The organism is Mangrovibrevibacter kandeliae (assembly GCF_024519155.1).
Lineage (GTDB): Bacteria > Pseudomonadota > Alphaproteobacteria > Rhizobiales > Rhizobiaceae > Mangrovibrevibacter > Mangrovibrevibacter kandeliae.
Genome location: NZ_JANIFJ010000006.1, coordinates 120691 through 140334 on the forward strand (window position 1 = coordinate 120691; position 19644 = coordinate 140334).

Genomic DNA, 19644 nt, shown 5'->3' on the forward strand with positions numbered 1-19644 from the left:
CGAGCCTTGGAGGGCGAGGGTGAAGGGCGCGCAGCGGGCGCAGGACACCCTCGCCCTTCGAGGGCCCTTCGGGTCCCCTCAGGATGAGGGTGTCGGTGCGATCGGGCGCGTGTGCCCGCCGCGATCAGAAGCCGACGGAGAACTTCTTCGAGACGCCGAGCTGGAAGCTGTACTGGTCCTTCGAGCCGGCATCGACCACCGGGGAGTCGGCCGCATCGCCGACGAGCCGGTCGTAGGTGGCCTCGGCGTTGAGGTAGTAGGTCGGATAGAACTCCCAGCGGGCCGAGGCGACCGCGCCGACGCTGCTGATGCCGCCGTCCGGGTCGTACGCGCTGAAGCGTCCGCCCGAGCGCGCGGCCTCGGCGGCGCTGACGCCGAGATAGGCGCCGAGATAGTTCGACGAGGCGAAGCTGACCTTCGGGCCGAGCTTCAGTTCCAGCGTGTCGGTCGGGCGGGCGATGGCATCGGCGCCGACCTCGCCGACGAAGCCGTCGGCACCGCCGAAGGCGTAGCGGACCGCGCCGTAGACGTCGGCATAGCTCCACTCGTAGCCGAGCTTGATGCCGGCCTCGTAGGTCGCGTCGACGTCGTCCAGCCCGTCGAGATCGTCGTGGTCGCTGCTGTCGCGCTTGCCGGTGTAGCCGAAGGACGGCCCGATCGAGAAGCCGCCGCCGCGTCCGTCGCTCTCGCCGACCTCCAGGACGCCGGGAATGTAGAGATATTCGAACGAGATCAGCGGGACCGCCGAGAACTCGTAGTCGCCCGAGCCGTAATATTCCGGCGCCACGCGGCCGGCCGCGCCGAGCTCGAACACCGCCTTGATGCGATTGTCGGGCGACATCGCCGCCGTCTCCTGGCTGTCCTTCACGTCGGCCGCATGCGCGGCGAAGCTGGCGAGGAGCGCGCCGGACAGGACGAGGGTGTGGAGGGCGGAACGGTGCATGGATTTCTTCCTGACGGCAGAGTGGTGCGAGCGCGGCCGACGCTGCGCCTTTGTGCTTAAGCTCTTGTAAAAGCCTTGCCGGGAGATGGAAGCGCGTGGCCGCGCATTCGCCGCTTTGCAGCGCGAGCGTTGCCCGTGGGGCACAGACAGCCGGGGCCGACCAGGGCCAACCGGCCTCGCGCTCAGGCGGTGGTGGCGGTCGCCTTCGGCCCTGCTGCCGAGACGTGCTTGCGCGACCGCCTGCGGCCGGCATCCTTCAGGATCTCGCGCGCCGCGTTCGCCCCGGCGATGCCGGAGACGCCGCCGCCCGGATGCATCGACGAGCCGCAGACGTAAAGTCCGCGCACCGGCGTGCGGTAGTCGGCATAGCCGGAAACCGGCCGCTGGAAGAACAGCTGGTCCGCCGACAGCTCGCCGTGGAAGATGTGGCCCTGCGGCAGGCCGACGATGCGCTCGATGTCCGGCGGGATCAGGAGCTGCGCCTCGATGACGTCGTCGCGGAAGCCGGGCGCGAACTCCTCGATGGTGTCGAACACCGTGTCGCGGAACTTGTCCTTCTCCGTCGCCCAGTCGCCCCCCTTCAGCGTGTAGGGCGCGTGGCCGCCGAACAGGTTGACGACGTGCTTGCCCGCAGGGGCGAGACTGTCGTCGACGATCGTCGGCACCACCGGGGTGATGAACGGGCGCTGCGAATACCAGCCGTGCTTGGCGTCGTCATAGGCGCGCTCGAGATAGCCGATGTCCGGCGCGATGTGCATGTAGGTCGGGTAGGGAAAGCGGCCGATCGCATTGTCGGCCTTTACCCGGTCGAGGATCCTGTACTGCGGCGGCCGCTCGCAGGCGATGTTCATCTTGAAGGCGGTCGAGAACGTCCGGTAGTTGTCGATCTCGCGCTTGACCTCCGCCGGCACGTAGGCGGGATCCAGCAGCTTCTGGTAGACGATCTTGGCATTGGCATTGGAGGCGACGATGCCGGCCGTGTAGACGTCGCCGCCGACCGTCTCGACCGAGGCGACGGCATCCTCGGCCACCTTGATCCTCGCAATCTCGCAGTCGGTGACGATGTCGACGCCGAGCTCCTCCAGGGCTGCGGCGAGCGCCTGGGTGATCGAGCCCATGCCGCCCTTGATGAAGCCCCAGCCGCCGGCGCCCTCGTGCTCGCCCATCACGTGGTGCATGATCACGTAGGCCGAGCCCGGCGTCTTCGGGCCGGCGAAGGTGCCGATCGAGGCATAGTAGGCAAGGACCGCCATCACCCGGTCGTCCTCGAACCACTCCCGCAGGAAGTCGTAGGCGCTCATCGTCATCAGGTCGACGATGCGGTACATCTTGCGGCCGACCTTGCGGTACTTCCACAGGAGCTGCGCCATGTCGCGGAAGCTCTTCCAGTCGCGCTTCGTGGGGTCGACCGGCGTCTCCCACAGGAGCTTGCGCACGATCGCGGCCGATTCCATCAGGTAGCGGTCGAACTCCGGATAGATCGCGGCGTCGGCCTTGGAGAACTTGGCGAAGGAGGCCTGCGTCTTGGCGATGTCGTCGGAGAACAGGATGTAGTCGTCGCCGCCGACCGGCGAGACCATGTCCGAGCAGGGCAGCACCGTCAGCCCATGCCGGCCGAGATCGAAGTCGCGGATGATGCGCGGGTGGAGGAGGCTCATCAGGTAGGAGAAGATCGAGGCGCGGAAGCCCGGCGCGATCTCCTCCGTCACCGCCGCGCCGCCGACCACCGGGCGCCGCTCGAGCACCGCGACCTTCAGCCCGGCCTTGGCGAGATAGCCGGCGCAGACGAGCCCGTTGTGTCCCGCCCCGATGATGACCGCGTCGTAGGACTTCTGCATGCCGCCGCTCCTCGCGCCCGACCGTGAGACGGTGCCTTCATCCTCATGAAATCTTAACGGCGCAGGACCGGCAAGAGGTCTGGAGGGCGAGGCTCGCAATTTACCGGATCTGCCTCTTGAAGAGCGCTGCGCCGATCGGGTGGCGCGGCGCGGGATTCAGGTTGGACGGCGTTTCATGCCGATGAACCCGCCCACATCACGCCTCTGTCCAAACCTCGCCTTCGCTTTGCTATAGGGCGCGCAACGAGGCTCCGAATCGAGAGGAAGAACATGCGCTACTCGCCGCTGGTCGAGGTGTTCCATGGCGAGGGCGCCGAGGCCTGGCGCATCCACGACGAGGCCCGCAAGCGCCAGCAGGCCGGCGAGGACGTGATCCTGCTCTCGGTCGGAGACCCGGATTTCCCGACGCCGGAGCCGATCGTCGAGGCCGCCGTGCGGGCGCTGCGCAGCGGCGACACCCACTACTCCGACATTCCCGGCCGGCCGCACCTGCGCGACGCCATCGCGCGCGAGTTCTCGGCCGCCCAGGGGCGGACGCTCGCCCGCGAGGAGGTCATCGTCGGCGCGGGCGCCCAGAACGTCCTGTTCTCGACCGGCCTCTGCCTGCTCGGCCCCGGCGACGAGGTGATCGTCCTCGAGCCGATGTACGTCACCTACGAGGCGACGCTGCGCGCGAGCGGCGCGACGCTGCGGCGCGTCGCCATGACCGCCGAGAGCGGCTTTCGCCCGGATCCGGCGGCGCTGCGGGCTGCGGTGAACGAGCGCACCCGCGCGATCGTCCTGACGACGCCGAACAACCCGACCGGCGTCGTCCTCGCCGCCGAGGAACTGGAGGCGATCGCCGCCATCGCCCGCGCGCACGACCTGTGGGTGGTGGTCGACGAGGTCTACGCCGCGCTCGCCTTCGAGCGCCCGCACGTCTCGATCGCGTCGCTGCCCGGAATGGCCGAGCGCACGGTGACGATCGGCAGCCTGTCGAAGTCGCACGCCATGACCGGCTGGCGCGTCGGCTGGGCGATCGCGCCGGCCGACTTCACCGATCATGTCGAGCGGCTGGAGCTGTCGATGCTCTACGGCCTGCCGGGCTTCGTGCAGGAGGCCGCGGCGGCCGGGTTCGACGACTATCGCGGCACCACCGAGGCGATGCGCGCGCGCTACCGGGCGCGGCGCGACCTCGTCGTCGACGCGCTGAAGGACACGCCCGGCCTCAGGGTGCTGGCGCCTGAGGCCGGCATGTTCGTGCTGGTCGACGTGCGGGCGACGGGCCTCTCCTCGGAGGACTTCGCCTGGCGGCTGCTCCGCGAGGCCGGCGTCTCCACGCTCGACGCCGGCGCCTTCGGCCCGACGACACGCGGCTTCCTGCGCATGTCCTTCACCCTCGACGAGGCCGACCTCGCCCGCGCCTGCCAGCGCATCGACGGCTTCATGCGCAGGCTCTGACATCCGTCCGGCTGCGGCGGGAGGCGATCGGTCGCCGGCCCACCCCCGTGCAATCCGGCGGACCCGGGCCTATATCGGGGGCTCCAGATTGCAGGAGCCGTTCATGTCCGAAACCTCCGCCCCCGCTGCCGCCGCCGAGGCCCCGATCCCGGTCACCGTCCTCACCGGCTATCTCGGCGCCGGCAAGACGACGCTGCTCAACCGCATCCTCAAGGAGGATCACGGCCGCAAATACGCGGTCATCGTCAACGAGTTCGGCGAGATCGGCATCGACAACGACCTGATCGTCGAGTCGGACGAAGAGATCTACGAGATGAACAACGGCTGCGTCTGCTGCACGGTGCGCGGCGACCTCGTGCGGGTCGTCGAGGGCCTGACGCGCCGCAAGGGCCGCTTCGACGCGATCATCGTGGAGACGACGGGCCTCGCCGACCCCGTGCCGGTGGCGCAGACCTTCTTCATGGACGACGACGTGCGCGCCAAGACCCAGCTCGACGCCGTGGTCGCGCTGGTCGACGCCAAGCACCTGCCGCTGCGCCTCAAGGACAGCCGGGAGGCCGAGGACCAGATCGCCTTCGCCGACGTCGTCCTGATCAACAAGACCGACCTCGTGACGCCCGACGAACTCGCCGCCGTCGAGGCGACGGTGCGCGCCATCAACCCGCATGCCGTCATCCACCGCGCCGAGCGTGCCGGCATCCCGCTGGCGAAGGTGCTGGGGCAGGGCGCCTTCGACCTGAAGCGCGTGCTCGACGAGGACCCGGAGTTCCTGGAGGCCGCGGAGCACGGTCATGACGACCATGTCTGCGGGCCGGACTGCGACCACGAGCACCACCACCATCACGACCACGGGCATGACCACGGCCACGATCACCACCATGATCACGACCATCACGGCCATGACCACCACCACGACCACGGCACGGTCTCGCCGATCCACGACGTCACGGTGACCTCGGTGTCGCTGCGCGGCGGCGAGCTCGACCAGAAGGCGTTCTTCCCCTGGATCCAGCAGCTGACCCAGACGGAAGGCCCGAACATCCTGCGCCTCAAGGGCATCCTCGCCTTCGCCGGCGATCAGGACCGCTACGTGGTGCAGGGCGTCCACATGATCATCGAGGGCGACCACCAGCGCCCGTGGCGCGAGGACGAGAAGCGCGAGAGCCGCCTCGTCTTCATCGGCCGCGAGCTCGATCGCGACGCCCTCGCCAAGGGCTTTGCGGCCTGCGCCGCCAAGGCTCGCGCGAACGCCTGACCGCTGGCGGCCGGCGCGCCCGGCCGCACCCGCCCTTCGATCCGATTCCGGCGGCGCGAGCCGTCCCCCCTGGAGCCCCGCGACCCGCCCGATGCCGACCGTCGTCCCGTACCAGTTCGAAAGCTTCGTCGAGACCGCCGTCTTTCTCGGCAACGAACCGGTCTTCGCGCTCGCCGACGGCAGCGTGCGCTTTCCGGCCGGCGGTGAGCGGGTGGTGGCGGCCCATGACGGCGGGCTGCTCGCCGCCCGCCACGACCCCCATGGCAAGCGGCTCCTGACCAGCGGCGAGGACGGGCGCGTCGTCGCGCTCGGCGCCGACGCCGGCGTCACAGAGATCGCCTCGATCGGCAAATCGAAGTGGATCAACGCGGTCGCCGGCGGCCCGTCCGGCTCGGTTGGCTTCGCCTGCGGGCGCACCGCCTATGTCATGCTCGCCGGCGGCGTGCTGCGCGAGTTTCCCCATGCGCGCAGCGTCGAGGACGTCGCCTTCGCGCCGAAGGGCATCCGCATCGCCACCGCCCGCTACGACGGCGCCTCGCTCTACTTCGCCGCGACCGACACGACGCCGGTCTCGCTCGAATGGAAGGGCGCCCATGTCGGCATCGACTTCTCGCCGGACGGGCGCTTCCTCGTCACCACCATGCAGGAGAACGCCCTGCACGGCTGGCGGCTCGACGACGGCAAGCACATGCGCATGACCGGCTATCCCGCCAAGGTGAAGGGCTGGTCCTGGTCGGCCAAGGGCAAGTTCCTGGCGACGACCGGCGCGCCGGCGGCGATCCTCTGGCCCTTCGCGGCCAAGGACGGGCCGATGGGCAAGGCGCCGCTCGAGCTCGGCACCCGCGGCAACACCATGGTCACTTCGGTCGCCTGCCATCCGGCCGAGGACATGCTGGCGATCGGCTACCAGGACGGGATGATCCTCGCCGTCCGCTTCTCCGACGGGCGCGAGGCGCTGCTGCGCCGCGAGGGGATGAGCCCGGTCCGCACCATGGCCTGGGACAAAGCCGGCGCGCGCCTCGCCTTCGGCTGCGAGAGCGGCGAGGCCGGACTGGTCGACATCCAGGGGTGAGACAGGGCGGGGCGGCGGGATGGCGGCCGGCGCGTCGCCCTGCCGCGACCGTCTCCGGTTGCGACGTCGTCACCCGCACGACCGTCGCCACCCACTACCATTATCACCGGCAAGCCGTCGCCACCGGCGCGACCGTCACCACGCGCGACCGTCATCCCTCGCGGGCTGTCGCCACTCGCGCGACCGTCACCACCCGCACGACTGTCGTAACCCGCGCGACGATGACCACTTGCGCGACCGTCATCCTCGGCCTCCGTGCCGAGGATCCAGTCCTTCCACTCCTGCACCTCCTGGATCCTCGGATCGGTGCCCGAGGATGACGACGCGGAGCGGCACTCGCTGGTCCCGACATGGAGCGTACGGCTCAACCGCCGTACGGAGGCCCGAGACGCCGCACGCGGACGCAGCCGGGCCGCTCTCAACCCTTCCAGCGACGAGCGCCGCGCGGCGCTTCCGGGCCGAGAAGAAGCCGCCGCGTGGCGGAACGCCGGAGGCGGACCTCCGCGTGTTCTACAATAGGGTCCGCCTCCGGCGTCTCGCACGGTGTTTCAGGACTCCACGACGCCTCCCGAGGGCGCCTTCACAGGCTATCCGGGTCTGGCCTCGTTGTGGGCCGGCCGGCTTGCCGAAGGAGCGTTCCGAGTCGCACCCCTGCCGGACCATAGCGCGGCCGCGGCCACCGCCCGCCGCCGACCGATCCCGCGATCAATCGCGTCCGTCAAGAGCCGGCGGTGAGGGAAGGATACGGGAGGTGGAGGGGGCGGGGATACGATTGGGCCGCTATGCGCCCGTTCTTGTCGTTCGCTCGGTTATCCGCCATGCCCGGAAGCTGACGTTCCATCGTTGGAGCCGAGCGGCTTGGTCGCGTGGCTTGCGGGCGATCCGATTTCTTGAGGCAACAGGCCCAGAGCGGAAGCAGCATACCCCCTAGAAATTGGCAGGGTCGCTCTTGTTGCGCGGGCAGAGGGAACTTCAAAAACTATGGCGATATCCGGTTGAATCGTTAAAGGCTAACGCGAGGACCGGGAGGGGAATTTGCCTGATCACATTATCAAGGTTGCGATCCATCATTTGGAGCGCAATCCCGAAAACTTTTACGAAGTTCACCAGGGCAATGGACAGCTCGCAGTCAGCGCGACGGCCAAGCGCCTTATTGACGAACTGCATAAGCTCTATGCCCGCCGCCCATCCAAGGCCTACGGCAAGTTCTCCGAAAATACGGTTGACTAACCGACGTCGGTCCGGCTGACCGAGTACCTCAACCAGACCGCGTCATTCGAAGACACAACGATCGCGCTGATGAACACCTTGGCGAAAGAAGCTCAGGGGCGCGCCGCCTCCGAAGGCGGGCACGTGTTCTTCGCGCATTTTCAGCGTGATGACAGGCAATATATCCTGGTCGCCATCGTCAATGATAAGATCAGCGCTGCGTTGACCGATGCAGCCGATCTCCAGGACGTCAAGCACCTTGATGTCGACGGCTACCGCTTCGCCGGTCGGGTGAGCCTTGAGGGTTGGGCAAAGAACGAGGAGCGGTACGTTAGCTTCTTAAAGGGCAAAGGCAACGTTTCGGAATACTTTATGGCCTTTCTGGGCTGCGACACAACCGCTGCCAGCCGTGTCGACACCTCCAACATGGTCAAGGCCATCAAGCATTTCGCCGACAGTCGACCCTTCGAACCGGCAGAACGTGCCGAGTTCATGACCCGCGCGAACGATATATGCGCCAGAGACTCGAAGGCCGATAAGCCGGTCAACTTTTCGACCCTGGCGAACGAGTTGTATCCGGATGACCCGGAAGCTCTCATTGAGGTCCTGGCCGATCCTGATCGCGGCCTGAGCGACGGGTTCGTCGCCGATCGTAGGGCTTTGCGTGGCCTGGTGTCCTTTAAGCGCAAGACCGCGAACTGGTCGGTCGAGTTCGAACGCGAGGCGCTAAATTCTGACAAGGTCAGGTATGACCCGGAGACGAACAGCATCATCCTTTTCGATGTGCCCGACGACCTCCGTGACGACTTGCTGGCGGAGAGAGCCGATGGCGAATAGCGCCATCACCTGGGAAGACCTTCTAAAGATATACCAGAATTCCGTCTGGGTGGATGACCATATTGCGAAGCTGAGCATCGTCAGTGGCGGCATCGCAAGGACGCTCAAGCTCTTGGAGACGTCCGACCGGGCCTACCACGAGGCCGACATCGCCTTGCAGGACGATAAGGCTGAGCTCGCGGTAGGTTCCGTCGTCGGTGTGCGTATCGGTTCACCCCACCGCAGCCTAGGCCTATTGGTGAAGGATTGGGACGCGTTGCTCGCCCCTCGTTCTCCAGAATACGAGAGCCCTCGGCCTTCTTCATCCGCTCCGACAAAACCCACAATGCCACCCAGCCTCCCACTGCGACGCTTCTCCGATATCGGTCGACCATGAAGCTAGTAAAGCTGCTCTCGGAGTCCGCGCTGTTCGCCGATCAGCAGCAAGCCACGCTCGTGTATTTTGCCGACGCTCGCATCGAAGTGCAGGTAAAGTTCACCGCAAAGGACCTGCGCTTCATCGATTCTGATCAGGTTGATCTGCTCGAGAAGGCTCTCGAAGGTGAAGTCCATGTGGAACAGCGCCTCGGTATCCTGGCTGACGCAGTGGTGGAGCTTGTCTCCGGTCAGAGCGCTGCCAGCCGCTTTCAGTATCTCATGCAGAACGTTGACGAACTGGTCCGCCGGGTCCACGACGGGTACCGCTTGTTCGCGTCGAGCTTCTCTTATTCGAAAATCCGCAGCGAGCTGGAGAAAACCCAATCCGAATACGTGGCCAGAATACACAAGACGTTCAGCGATATCCAAGGTCAGCTTCTGGGTCTGCCCGTTGCATCCGTCGTTGTCGCTACGCAACTGAAAGCGCCAGCTGCCTGCGGCCCGGAGCTCTTAGCCAACGTGGCCGTAGTCTGCGGCGCTTGTCTCTTCGCAACCTTGCTGATCGCATCCTGCATTAATCAGTGGATGACGCTAGACGCGATATCAAGAGAGCTTGAAGGCCAGAGAACAAGGCTCAACGCCGAGTTCAGTGAGATCAAAGGCCTCTTTACCGGCAGCTTCGATGCACTCGATAGCCGGATCCGGTGGCACAGGTGGGTGATGGCTGTGATCGTCGGCCTATCCTTAATCGGCGCCGGGTTTACTGTAAAGGCCTATGTCGTGCTCACGAACGTCGACGCATGGTCGTGCCTGTCCAGGCACGGGGCCACGTAATAGCGCGTGCCCGCCGCCATCAACTCGAACAGTTGCTGCTCAGGCTGACCGTTCAATCAGCTAGTCCATTTGGGCACTGGTGGTCGCACCTAAGCAGGCGGTTCCGAGTGTGCCAAGCGAGTTGTCCAGCAACTCCCCGATCTCCTTCTTTCCAGCCTTCTCCTCGATCGTGTCGCGGATCTCGTCGATCGTCGCTTGCGCGAACCGGCTACCGCCTTTTCCGACCTTCACCTCGAACCAGGACGCCGGCAGCAGCCCCTTTCCGACAGCGGCGTTTATGCCGCCCTCCGGGATTGTCGCGCAGCATGAGGTGAGCGCAAAGTTGTTGGCTTGGATATCGTTGATGTTGATCGCGGCCAGCTTGCAGAGGCCGGGGAGCGACAAGATCTCGTCGCGATAGCCGATAATTTTGATCGCCAATGCCGTGAGTGCCGCAGCTGTCTCGGCGCGGTCGATGGCCTCTTTGGTATCAACCAGACGATCCCCGATCGTACCGGCCAAGGCTGTTCCCGTCATCAGGACGAAGGCAAGGGGGGCGGCAAGCTTTCGCATGATGCCTATAATGTGTGATCCCGGCGATACGTATACCCTAGCGTAAGCACGTTCAGGGGCTCCCATAATCATAGCGGCGGTCCGTAAGAGTGAATCTGACAACTGGCCGTGTATCGCGGCCAGCCGTCGCCGCTGCTACGGCCAAGAGGGACAAACCGGCTCTATGACAGTTGACCGGAACGCTGATGAACCACACTCCTACCCGCAACCAAGCTGATTACGCCAGAGTGACCGAGTTGGGTATGGGCCGAATGGCAGCTTTTCACCAGTCGCTTCCCTGGAGCTGCCAGTCCGGTTTCGGCTCCCGCCCGTCCCCTCACTCCTTCTTCGCCACCTTCCGCCCGCATGCCTCCACCACCCCCTTTGCGCCCTCCAGCGCGCCGGGCGTCAGCGCCAGCGCCAGGAAGCGATGCGGCTCGAACGGGCCGGGCATGGCGAGGGCGCCGGTCGCCGCGGCGGTGAAGCCGAAGCGGGCGTAGTAGTCGGGATCGCCGACGAGGAGAATCGCCGCATGGCCGCGGGCGCGCGCCTCGTCGATCGCCCGGCGCATCAGCGCCGAGCCGATGCCGGCGCCCTTCAGCGCCGGGTCGACCGCGAGCGGGCCGAGGAGCAGCGCCGGCACGGGCGCGCCTTTGCTGCGGCCGGCGGAGATCTCCCACAGGCGCACGGTGCCGACGAGCGCGCCGGCCGCGTCGTGCGCCGACAGCGCCAGGCCCTCGGCCGGCAGGCGGCCGCGCCGGATCGCCTCGGAGGACTTGCGCGTGCGCCCGGGCCCCATGGCGGCGTCGAGCAGCGCCTCGCGCGCGGCGGTGTCGGCCGGCGTCTCGGCGACGATGGTGACGGCCGGCAGGAGGGCCGGCAGGGCGGCCGGCGCAGAGGGCAGGAGCGGGAGAGAAACGGCAGCCATCGGGAGACCCTCGACGCGACGAGAACGGCCGCGCGCCGGAGATCGGCGCGACGAAGGGAGCCGGCGCGCGGGAGGCGGCGCCGGTGGCGGGGCTAGGGAGACGCGGCGGCGGAGCCAGAGGCTCCGCCGGAGTGTGTCAGATGACGTAAGCCTTCAGCGGCTCGAAGCCGTTGAACGCGACCGCCGAATAGGTGGTCGTGTAGGCGCCGGTGCCCTCGATCAGCACCTCGTCGCCGATCGTCAGCGAGATCGGCAGCGGGTAGGGCTTCTTCTCGTAGAGCACATCGGCCGAATCGCAGGTCGGGCCGGCGAGGACGCAGGGCTCCTTGGCGTCGTCGTCGCGGGCGGTGACGATCGGGTAGCGGATCGCCTCGTCCATCGTCTCAGCAAGACCGCCGAACTTGCCGATGTCGAGATAGACCCAGCGGTTCTCGTCGGTGTCCGACTTTCTCGAGACCAGCACCACCTCGGCCTTGATCACGCCGGCGTCGCCCACCATGCCGCGGCCGGGCTCGATGATCGTCTCCGGGATGCGGTTGCCGAAGTGGCGGCGCAGCGCGTCGAAGATCGAGCGGCCATAGGCCTGCGCCGACGGCACGTCCTTGAGGTAGCGGGTCGGGAAGCCGCCGCCCATGTTGACGAGCGTCAGGACGATGCCGCGCTCGGCGAGCGTCCTGAAGACGTGCGCGGCGTCGGCGAGGGCCGAATCCCAGGCCTCGGTGTTGGTCTGCTGCGAGCCGACGTGGAAGGAGACGCCGGTCGGCTTGAGGCCGAGCTCGCGGGCATGCTGCAGGACGTCGATCGCCATCGCGGGGACGCAGCCGAACTTGCGCGACAGCGGCCACTCGGCGCCCTCGCCATTGGTCAGGACGCGGCAGAAGACGCGGGCGCCGGGGGCGGCGCGGGCGACCTTCTCGACCTCTTCCACGCAGTCGACGGCGAACAGCGTGATGCCGTGCGCATGGGCGGCCGCGACGTCGCGCTCCTTCTTGATGGTGTTGCCGTAGGAGATGCGGTCCGGGGTCGCGCCGGCGTCGAGCGCCATCTCGATCTCGGCGACCGAGGCGCAGTCGAAGTTCGAGCCGAGCGAGGCGAGGAGGCGCAGGATCTCCGGCGCCGGGTTCGCCTTTACCGCGTAGAAGATCGCCGAATCCGGCAGCGCCTTGCGGAAGGCGGAGAAGTTCTGCTCGACCACGTCGAGGTCGACCACGAGGCACGGGCCGTTCGGACGTCGGGTGGCGATGAAGTCGAGGATGCGCTGCGTTGCCATGGGTGCTCTCCACAAGCCGAAGGTGATGGTGAGCGTGTGCGGCCACGCTCCCCGCGGCAGCCGGTGGAAACGCTGCCTTGCGAAGCTTGTCCGTTAACGCGACCCGACGCCGGACGGAGACCGTCCTGCATCGTTGATCTGCCTTGGCTTGGAGGGCTTGAACCCGCCGCACTGCCGGCAAGGATGGTGTGCCTCTTCAGTATTCCCGGCGTTGGAGACCGGGAGAGACCAGAAAGGCCCGCACCGTCGTTGCTTAGGCGTCCTCGACTTCGCGAGCTGCGAGGCCGACTGGAGGATTAGACTCCAGGTACCGTCCCGGTGTTCCCGCATGTGGGAGCCGGGGGACGCCCATGGGCACGTGCGACTTTGGGCAAGGACGCATCTAATCGAGGCAGCCGTCACAAACAATAGGCAATTTGCGCCGCGGCCTGATTTTGCCGATAGATGGCAGCGGCGGCCGGCGGGGCCGCAAGCTCGAGGCAAGGAACGGGGGCGGGCATGGACACGCTGACGCGCATGCGCGCCTTCATCGCGGTGGTCGAGAGCGAGGGATTCTCGGCCGCGGCGCGCAAGACCGGCCGCTCCAAGGCGCTCCTGTCGAAATACGTGCGCGAGCTCGAGGACGAGATCGGCGCGCTTTTGATCAACCGCACGACCCGCCAGGTGGCGCTGACGGCGGCCGGCGAGGTCTATTTCGCCCGCGCCTCGGCGGTGCTCGCCGACCTCGAATCGCTGAACGAGGCTGCGCGCGAGGCGACCGGCGAGGCCAAGGGGCGCATCCGCGTCTCGGCGGCCCGCACCTTCGGCGACGCCGAGCTCGGCCTGTCGCTGATCGAGTTCGCCGCCGCTCATCCCGACATCGCCCTCGACGTGCATCTCGACGACAGCTTCGTCGACCTCGTCGAGCAGGGCTTCGACGTCGCGATCCGCATGACCCGGCTGACCGACTCCACCATGATCGCCCGGCGCCTGGCGCCGCTGGAGATGGCGGTCTGCGCCAGCCCGGCGGTGATCGAGCGGGTCGGGCGGCCGGCCCATCCGGGCGAGCTGACGCACCTGCCGGTGGTGGTCGACACCAATGCGCGGCTGCTCTCGACCTGGCACTTCCGCGACCCCGCGACCGGCGACACCCTGCCGGTGACCGTCTCCGGCCGCTTCACCGCCAACAGCCCGGTGACGGTGCGCGCCGCCGCGATCGCCGGCCTCGGCTATGCGCTGAGCCCGGAATTCGTGGTGCGGGCCGACATCGAGGCCGGCCGGCTGGTGCGGGTGCTGGAGGACTTCATGCCGCGCGACGCCGGCATCTACGCCGTCTTCCCGCACCGCCGGCACCTGCCGGCCCGGGTGCGCGTCTTCGTCGACTACCTCGCCGCCTGGTTCAAGCGCTGCGACGGCGAGAAGCAGGCGGCGAAGGCGGCGGCTGAGTAGCCGCGGCGCCTCGCGCGGCGCCGGCGTGTGCCGGCATCCGGCTCAGGCCGGCGAAAGCAGCGGCTCGACCGCCTGCAGCACCGCGGCGCGGGCCTCTGCGCCCAGCGGCAGGATCGGGCGGGGCGGCTCGGCCGTGCCGAGGCCGAGCCGCTCGAGGAGGACATACATCACCCGCAGGCTGCCGAAGGCCCGGAAGCACGCCCAGAGCGGGCCGAGTTCGCCGTCCAGCCGCCGCGCCTCTGCCGCGTCCCCGGCCTCGGCGGCGCGCAACAGGCGCAGCGTGACGTCGGGCAGGAGGCCGGCGAGCACGCTGTGGAAGCCGTCGGCGCCGGCCAGCATCGCCTCGGCGAGGCCCCAGTCGGCGCTGTAGCCGATGGCAAGCTCCGTGCGTTGGCGGAGGCGCGCGATCTCGCCGGCAAAATCGCCGCCCGCCGGCAGCGGCATCTTCACCGCCTTGATGCTCGGCAGGCGCGCCAGCCGCTCCAAAAGGTCAAGGCTGAAGGTGAAGTGGGTGGTGCTAGGATTGTTGTAGATGCAGAGCGGCAGGCCGGACGCCTGCGTCACCGCGCGAAAATGCTCGAAGACCTCGTCCTCGGTCAGCGGCGTGTAGGAGACCGGCGCGAGCAGCAGCGCATCCGCGCCGGCGGCCTCGGCATCGCGGGCGAGCGCTTGCGCCTCGTCCGTGCGCAGCGCGCCGACGCCGACGACGAGGGGCACGCGCCGCCCCGTGCACGCCACCGCCGCCTCGATCGCGCGGCGCCGCTCGTCTCGCGCCAGATAGGCATAGGTGCCGGTCGAGCCGAGGAGGCCGATGGCGTCGACCCCCGCCGCACAGAGCCGCTCGACGAGGACGGCGAGCGTCTGCGTGTCGACCCGGCCGGAAGCATCGGCCGGCGTGATCGGAAAGGCCGAGAGCCCGTGGAAGAGGGGGCGTTCGGTCGGGCTCATCGGGCGAAACTCCGGGCTGTGGGGGTATGGGGTGGCGATGGCCGGCACGAGGATCATCGGCGCGGGGACGGGCGCCGCGGGTGACAGCGGGGCCAACAGGACGAAGACTCGTTGGAGCCGATCGGCGCCGGCGCACTCAAGCGATGCTAGCAACGATGATGCCGAGGGAGAAGCGAACGGCACGCTGATGGGAGGTGGCGTGGACGCAGAACGATACTGCGGTTCGGACTTCAACGGAGCGGCAGGCCCGACGGCGCTATTGCGAATCAAGGGGATCATTCGCAATATCTACCCTGCAGGGACAATATCTGTGACGAATCTTCTCTGATCTAATCTGCCATGCCGATGCAGAAGCTATCTAGCAGAGCCGTATTTCATGCACCTTCATTCTTATCGTCTGAAAAATTATCGTCGCCTCCGCGACGCGCACATCGAATTGGCATCGGACATCTCGATCTTCGTCGGCTCCAACAACAGCGGCAAGACGTCGGCTACTCAAGCAATCATGATGTTCCTTTCGGGCTCAAAGGACCGGTTCACGCTATTCGACTTCAGTTCGCACACGTGGAAGCAGCTCAATGCGCTTGAGGCGGCCGACCATGCTGACGACGCCACTGCCGAAATACCATCCATCGCCCTGGATTTATGGTTCGAGGTGAACGCTGCGGATCTGTATCTTGTGATGCCGATACTGCCGAGCACCGCATGGGAAGGCAGCATGGTCGGGATGCGCGTGGAGCTGGCCGCCCGCTCGCCATCGGAACTGCTGAAGCGGTTCAGGGAGCGCAAGGCCGTGGTAACCGAGAAGGCTGCCGCGCTGCCGGACGGGGCTGGCGACTACAAGCCCTGGCCCAAGTCGCTCGCAGACTATCTTGAGAAGGAGCTCCACAACGAGTTCGAGCTCCGCTACAGCGTGTTGGATCGCGCCCGGTTCAATACCGCCTTGGTGGAGGATGTTGGGTATAGCCCCGCTCCCCTAGCGGGTGAGGTGAGCGGGGCTGCTGTCCTCAGGTCGCTCGTCAGGGTCGATTGCCTGAACGCCCAGCGCCACCTCGCCGACCCCGCCTCGAGAACCGATGGCGGTTCGGGGCGGTCTGAGGACCTGTCTCGCCGGCTGAGCCGGTTCTACGAACGCAACCTTATCCAAAGGGAGGAGGACCACACGGCCCTCAGAGCACTGTTTAATTCCGAGGCGGGGCTCAACGACCACCTCAAGGATGTCTTCAAGGATACGCTCGACCGCATCGCTAACCTCGGCTACCCAGGCCTCAACAATCCGCGGCTTGAAATTAAGTCAGCGCTTAATCCTGCATCGGTGATGAGCCAAGACGCCAAGATCCATTATGTGCTCGGCGATGGCGAGGACGCCACGCGGTTGCCCGACAGCTACAATGGCTTGGGTTTTAAGAACCTGATCTACATGGTGGTCGAGATCCTGGACATTCACGAGAAGTGGAAGGCCGAGGAGGAGAAGCGCGCGCCGCTACACCTGATCTTCATCGAGGAGCCCGAGGCGCACCTGCATGCCCAATTGCAGCAGGTCTTCATCCGGAACGTGCTCAGCCTCGTGAAGGAGAACGAGGAGGGAGCCTTTGCCAGCCAGCTCGTTGTCACGACCCATTCTCCGCATATCCTCTACGAAAGAGGCTTCGCTCCGATCCGATATTTCCGGAGGCATGCCGATAGCGATCAGACCACGCATGTCCTCAATCTCTCAGCATTCCAAGCCGGCGACTCGCCCAAGGACCGGCTTTTTCTGCAACGCTATCTGAAGCTCACTCATTGCGATCTGTTCTTCGCAGACGCCGCCATCCTTGTGGAAGGCAACGTGGAGCGGCTCCTGATGCCTATCATGATCGAGCGAGAGGCGCCGACGCTTAGGTCCGCGTCGCTGTGCATCCTCGAAGTCAGCGGCGCCTTCGGCCATCGGTTCAAGGAGCTGATTGAATTCCTTGGCATTACCACGCTGATCGTGACGGACATCGACAGCGTCACCGCCAAGCCCACGCCCGACCCGGTCGACAAGGACTCGGAGGAGGACGAGGAGGTCGAGTTTGAGGTTCCCGACGACGAGGAGGGAAAGCCGGCCAAGAAGCGATACGGGAAGGCCTGCCTGCCCTCAGTCGACAACGCAGAGACTTCGAACCAGACATTGATCAAGTGGTTGCCCAAGAAACGGCTCATCAACGATCTGCTGAAGGCGGACGCAGCCGAGAAGACTGCCGATATCACCGGGTCCGAACCCGCGAAGGTCCTGGTGGCGTACCAGGTTGCCACCCACGTCGCCTGGGGCGGCGCGACGCTTTCGGTGTGCGGCCGCACACTCGAAGAGGCATTCGGCCTCGAAAACGCTGAATGGTGCCAACACGTCGAGCGCAAGAACGTGGGCCTGAAGCTCAAGAAGGTCCCCTCTGACGTGGCGGCACTAGCCGAAGGCCTGCACAAGCGGGTCGGCGGCAAGCACTTCGACAAGACGAAGTTTGCTTTGGAGGTTATGGCCTCGGGCGCGGAGGCTTGGACGACCCCCAAATACATTAGGGATGGCCTTAGCTGGTTGGCAAAGCAGGTCAGTCTCGAAGTGGTGCAGGAAGCTCAGGCCGTCGTCGGTGCGGTAGAAGCCGTCCAGGCCGAAGCGAAATGAGCGGCGGACGGATCGACAAGCCGGACACCGTGGCGGACAAACGCCTCAAAGCCTGCCTCACTGATAAAGAGAAGCGCAGCTTTGTCATGGTGGCGGGAGCCGGCTCGGGCAAGACCACGTCGCTGGTCAAGGCCTTGGCCACCGCCATTCAGAACCGTGGTCAGGAGCTACAGCGCAGCCGCAGGCGGATAGCCTGCATCACCTATACTGAGTTAGCGGCCACCGAGATTTTGGCGGACGTAGCCAACAATCCGCTGCTGCATGTCTCGACCATCCATAGTTTTCTGTGGTCAATCACGCGGTCCTTCCAGACGGACATCAAGGCCTGGGTTATCCATCGGATCAATGAGCGCATCGCGGAACTAGCTGCGACGGCCGCTAATTTCGGACCACGTGTCAAGGAGCGCACGCGCGTCAAGAATCGCAGTGACATCGACCGATATTCGGCCTCGATTCCTCTGGTCGAGAAGGTTGTGGCATTCAACTACGGGACGGGCAGCGACTACCCTCGTGGCGTGCTCGGCCACGACGACATCATCCGCATGGCCACATATTTTATGTTGGATCGCCCGCTGTTCCGAACCTTGGTCGCCCAGCAGTTCCCGATTGTCTTCGTTGACGAGAGCCAGGACACCCAGCCGATCGTCGTCGAGGCTCTCAAGGCGGTGGCGGAGCAGGCCGGGACCGATTTCTGCCTCGGCTTCTTCGGCGACCCCATGCAACGCATATACGCCACCGGCATCGGCGACATCCCGCCCGAGGAAGGCTGGGAGGAAATCACCAAGGAGGAGAATTTCCGGTGTCCAACAAGAGTGCTCTTCGTGGCCAACGCCATCCGGCGCGACGGCGACCACCTCGTGCAGACCGGGGGCCGCGTAGCGGTGGACCCGGCCGGTGGCACCCCGCTGCCTGTCGAGGGCTCGGCGCGCATCTTTGTGCTGCCAGCCGACGGCAGGCGCGACGATAGGCTTGCCTCTGTCCGGCGCCGGGTATCGGAGGAGGTGGCCGATCCCCGCTGGACTGACGGTCCCGATGCCGACTTCAAGCTGTTGGTGATCGTGCATCGGATGGCGGCGAACCGTTTGGGGTTTGGCGAGCTCTATGCGGCCATGAACGATAAGGCGCCGAACGCGTTTAGCGAGGGCTTCCTTGAGGCGAGTTCATGGCCGCTCAAGCCTTTCGTCAATTTTGTCCTACCCGTCGTCGAGGCCATGGAGAACGGCAACGAATTCGAAGCGATGTCGCTTCTGCGCCGGTCGTGCCCAAGACTCCAGCGCGAGTCGCTGGCCAAGTCGAAGGTCGTTGACCTCCTCGCATCGCTGCGCAATGCGGTCGCCGACCTAGTGGCCATGATGTCGGACGACGAGGCGACCGTTCGCGACGTCCTCGTCCATCTGGCGCAGAACGACCTGATGTCGCTCGATCCGCGCATCTCCGCGTTCATCGGCAAAGCGCCTCCCAAGGCGGAGGAACTTGCAGAGAGCGCGGAGCAGGACGAGGAAAGCGAGGATGAAGAAGTGGCCTCGCTGGAGATAGCTGCCATGGACCGGTACCTAGCGTGCCCGGCGCGCCAGTTCCGCGGATACAGGACATACATTAGGCAATCGTCGCCCTTCTCGACGCAACAGGGCATCAAAGGCGCCGAGTTCGAGCGCGTTCTCGTTGTGCTCGACGACGACGAAGGGACCCATGCACAATTCTCCTATGATAGGTATTTTGGAGTTAAACCCCTTTCCAAGCGCGATCTTGAGAACATTGCAGAGGGCAGGCAGACCGTCATCGATAGGACGAGGCGCCTCTTCTATGTCTGCTGCACGAGGGCCCTCAAAGACCTGATAGTTGTCTATTTTACTAGCGATCCGGCCAAGGCGGAGGAGCGGGTCCGTGCGGCGAACATCTTTCCCGACGAGGATATCCTGTCGGAGACCGCGCTCGGATGATCTTGGCTAGCGTCCTATGTCGGTGCCTTCGACGCTGTGCTGCTAAAACATTAGTCCGTTGAGCGTTATTTGAGTCGGTTCGGGTAGCGCGACTAGGTCGACGGCACCCTCCGCCCCCACGCACCCAACTTCAGCCATGCTCGTGATGTCCAAGCGGGCGAGGGGTGCTTCGG

The 19644-nt window shown here is 66.0% G+C and carries 14 protein-coding genes and 1 pseudogene; 9 read left to right on the forward strand and 6 right to left on the reverse strand.

The window, feature by feature from the left end:
* Window positions 1-124: 124 nt before the first annotated feature.
* Window positions 125-943, reverse strand: coding sequence for a MipA/OmpV family protein (locus NPA30_RS15845; protein ID WP_256803740.1), 819 nt, complete (start codon window positions 941-943; stop codon window positions 125-127).
* 182 nt (window positions 944-1125) lie between these two features.
* Entirely contained in the window at window positions 1126-2781 is a 1656-nt protein-coding gene (locus NPA30_RS15850) for a phytoene desaturase family protein (RefSeq protein ID WP_256803741.1), read from the reverse strand.
* A gap of 270 nt (window positions 2782-3051) precedes the next feature.
* On the opposite strand from NPA30_RS15850, the gene NPA30_RS15855 reads away from it, so the two are divergent.
* From NPA30_RS15855 to NPA30_RS15890, 6 genes and pseudogenes are all read left to right on the forward strand, one after another.
* Entirely contained in the window at window positions 3052-4221 is a 1170-nt protein-coding gene (locus tag NPA30_RS15855; RefSeq protein WP_256803742.1) for a pyridoxal phosphate-dependent aminotransferase, read from the forward strand.
* Window positions 4222-4324: 103 nt separating this feature from the next.
* The gene (locus NPA30_RS15860) at window positions 4325-5476 is read left to right on the forward strand and encodes a CobW family GTP-binding protein (RefSeq protein ID WP_256803743.1); all 1152 of its coding nucleotides are present in this window, start codon (window positions 4325-4327) and stop codon (window positions 5474-5476) included.
* 91 nt (window positions 5477-5567) lie between these two features.
* Window positions 5568-6548: a WD40 repeat domain-containing protein gene (locus tag NPA30_RS15865; protein ID WP_256803744.1), complete on the forward strand. Its 981-nt coding sequence runs from the start codon at window positions 5568-5570 to the stop codon at window positions 6546-6548.
* Between the two features lie 1071 nt (window positions 6549-7619).
* Window positions 7620-8594 (forward strand): annotated as a pseudogene (locus tag NPA30_RS15880) (nucleoid-associated protein).
* Window positions 8584-8970 carry a hypothetical protein gene (locus NPA30_RS15885; protein WP_256803746.1) on the forward strand — a complete coding sequence of 129 codons (387 nt, stop codon included), beginning with the start codon at window positions 8584-8586 and terminating at the stop codon, window positions 8968-8970. Before NPA30_RS15880 ends, NPA30_RS15885 begins: the two are co-directional and overlap by 11 nt.
* Window positions 8967-9785 (forward strand): hypothetical protein, encoded by an 819-nt coding sequence (locus NPA30_RS15890; RefSeq protein ID WP_256803747.1) that lies wholly within the window; start codon window positions 8967-8969, stop codon window positions 9783-9785. The genes NPA30_RS15885 and NPA30_RS15890 overlap by 4 nt, the downstream gene beginning before the upstream one ends.
* Window positions 9786-9845: 60 nt before the next feature.
* On the opposite strand, the gene NPA30_RS15895 is transcribed toward NPA30_RS15890, so the two are convergent.
* The 3 genes from NPA30_RS15895 to odc2 form a co-directional block, all read right to left on the reverse strand.
* Window positions 9846-10286, reverse strand: a complete 441-nt coding sequence (locus NPA30_RS15895; protein ID WP_256803748.1) for a hypothetical protein — start codon at window positions 10284-10286, stop codon at window positions 9846-9848.
* A gap of 367 nt (window positions 10287-10653) precedes the next feature.
* On the reverse strand, window positions 10654-11244 hold the full coding sequence (locus NPA30_RS15900; protein ID WP_256803749.1) for a GNAT family N-acetyltransferase: 591 nt from the start codon (window positions 11242-11244) through the stop codon (window positions 10654-10656).
* A 136-nt stretch (window positions 11245-11380) separates the two neighbouring features.
* Window positions 11381-12514, reverse strand: coding sequence for an ornithine/lysine decarboxylase (gene odc2, locus NPA30_RS15905; RefSeq protein WP_256803750.1), 1134 nt, complete (start codon window positions 12512-12514; stop codon window positions 11381-11383).
* A 498-nt stretch (window positions 12515-13012) separates the two neighbouring features.
* On the opposite strand from odc2, the gene NPA30_RS15910 reads away from it, so the two are divergent.
* Window positions 13013-13942, forward strand: a complete 930-nt coding sequence (locus NPA30_RS15910; RefSeq protein WP_256803751.1) for a LysR family transcriptional regulator — start codon at window positions 13013-13015, stop codon at window positions 13940-13942.
* Window positions 13943-13984: 42 nt separating this feature from the next.
* On the opposite strand, the gene NPA30_RS15915 is transcribed toward NPA30_RS15910, so the two are convergent.
* Window positions 13985-14890 (reverse strand): dihydrodipicolinate synthase family protein, encoded by a 906-nt coding sequence (locus NPA30_RS15915; RefSeq protein WP_256803752.1) that lies wholly within the window; start codon window positions 14888-14890, stop codon window positions 13985-13987.
* A 376-nt stretch (window positions 14891-15266) separates the two neighbouring features.
* Between NPA30_RS15915 and NPA30_RS15920 the strand changes: the two genes are divergently transcribed.
* Both NPA30_RS15920 and NPA30_RS15925 read left to right on the forward strand, forming a co-directional pair.
* The gene (locus NPA30_RS15920) at window positions 15267-17531 is read left to right on the forward strand and encodes an ATP-dependent nuclease (RefSeq protein WP_256803753.1); all 2265 of its coding nucleotides are present in this window, start codon (window positions 15267-15269) and stop codon (window positions 17529-17531) included.
* Window positions 17528-19471, forward strand: coding sequence for a UvrD-helicase domain-containing protein (locus NPA30_RS15925; RefSeq protein ID WP_256803754.1), 1944 nt, complete (start codon window positions 17528-17530; stop codon window positions 19469-19471). Before NPA30_RS15920 ends, NPA30_RS15925 begins: the two co-directional genes overlap by 4 nt.
* The last annotated feature ends 173 nt before the right edge of the window (window positions 19472-19644 follow it).

Bases quoted from the DNA above. Each gene is read 5' to 3' on its own strand.
- NPA30_RS15845 (WP_256803740.1), bottom strand. From the start codon at position 943: ATGCACCGTTCCGCCCTCCACACCCTCGTCCTGTCCGGCGCGCTCCTC.
- NPA30_RS15850 (WP_256803741.1), bottom strand. From the start codon at position 2,781: ATGCAGAAGTCCTACGACGCGGTCATCATCGGGGCGGGACACAACGGG.
- NPA30_RS15855 (WP_256803742.1), top strand. From the start codon at position 3,052: ATGCGCTACTCGCCGCTGGTCGAGGTGTTCCATGGCGAGGGCGCCGAG.
- NPA30_RS15860 (WP_256803743.1), top strand. From the start codon at position 4,325: ATGTCCGAAACCTCCGCCCCCGCTGCCGCCGCCGAGGCCCCGATCCCG.
- NPA30_RS15865 (WP_256803744.1), top strand. From the start codon at position 5,568: ATGCCGACCGTCGTCCCGTACCAGTTCGAAAGCTTCGTCGAGACCGCC.
- NPA30_RS15885 (WP_256803746.1), top strand. From the start codon at position 8,584: ATGGCGAATAGCGCCATCACCTGGGAAGACCTTCTAAAGATATACCAG.
- NPA30_RS15890 (WP_256803747.1), top strand. From the start codon at position 8,967: ATGAAGCTAGTAAAGCTGCTCTCGGAGTCCGCGCTGTTCGCCGATCAG.
- NPA30_RS15900 (WP_256803749.1), bottom strand. From the start codon at position 11,244: ATGGCTGCCGTTTCTCTCCCGCTCCTGCCCTCTGCGCCGGCCGCCCTG.
- odc2 (WP_256803750.1), bottom strand. From the start codon at position 12,514: ATGGCAACGCAGCGCATCCTCGACTTCATCGCCACCCGACGTCCGAAC.
- NPA30_RS15910 (WP_256803751.1), top strand. From the start codon at position 13,013: ATGGACACGCTGACGCGCATGCGCGCCTTCATCGCGGTGGTCGAGAGC.
- NPA30_RS15915 (WP_256803752.1), bottom strand. From the start codon at position 14,890: ATGAGCCCGACCGAACGCCCCCTCTTCCACGGGCTCTCGGCCTTTCCG.
- NPA30_RS15920 (WP_256803753.1), top strand. From the start codon at position 15,267: ATGCACCTTCATTCTTATCGTCTGAAAAATTATCGTCGCCTCCGCGAC.
- NPA30_RS15925 (WP_256803754.1), top strand. From the start codon at position 17,528: ATGAGCGGCGGACGGATCGACAAGCCGGACACCGTGGCGGACAAACGC.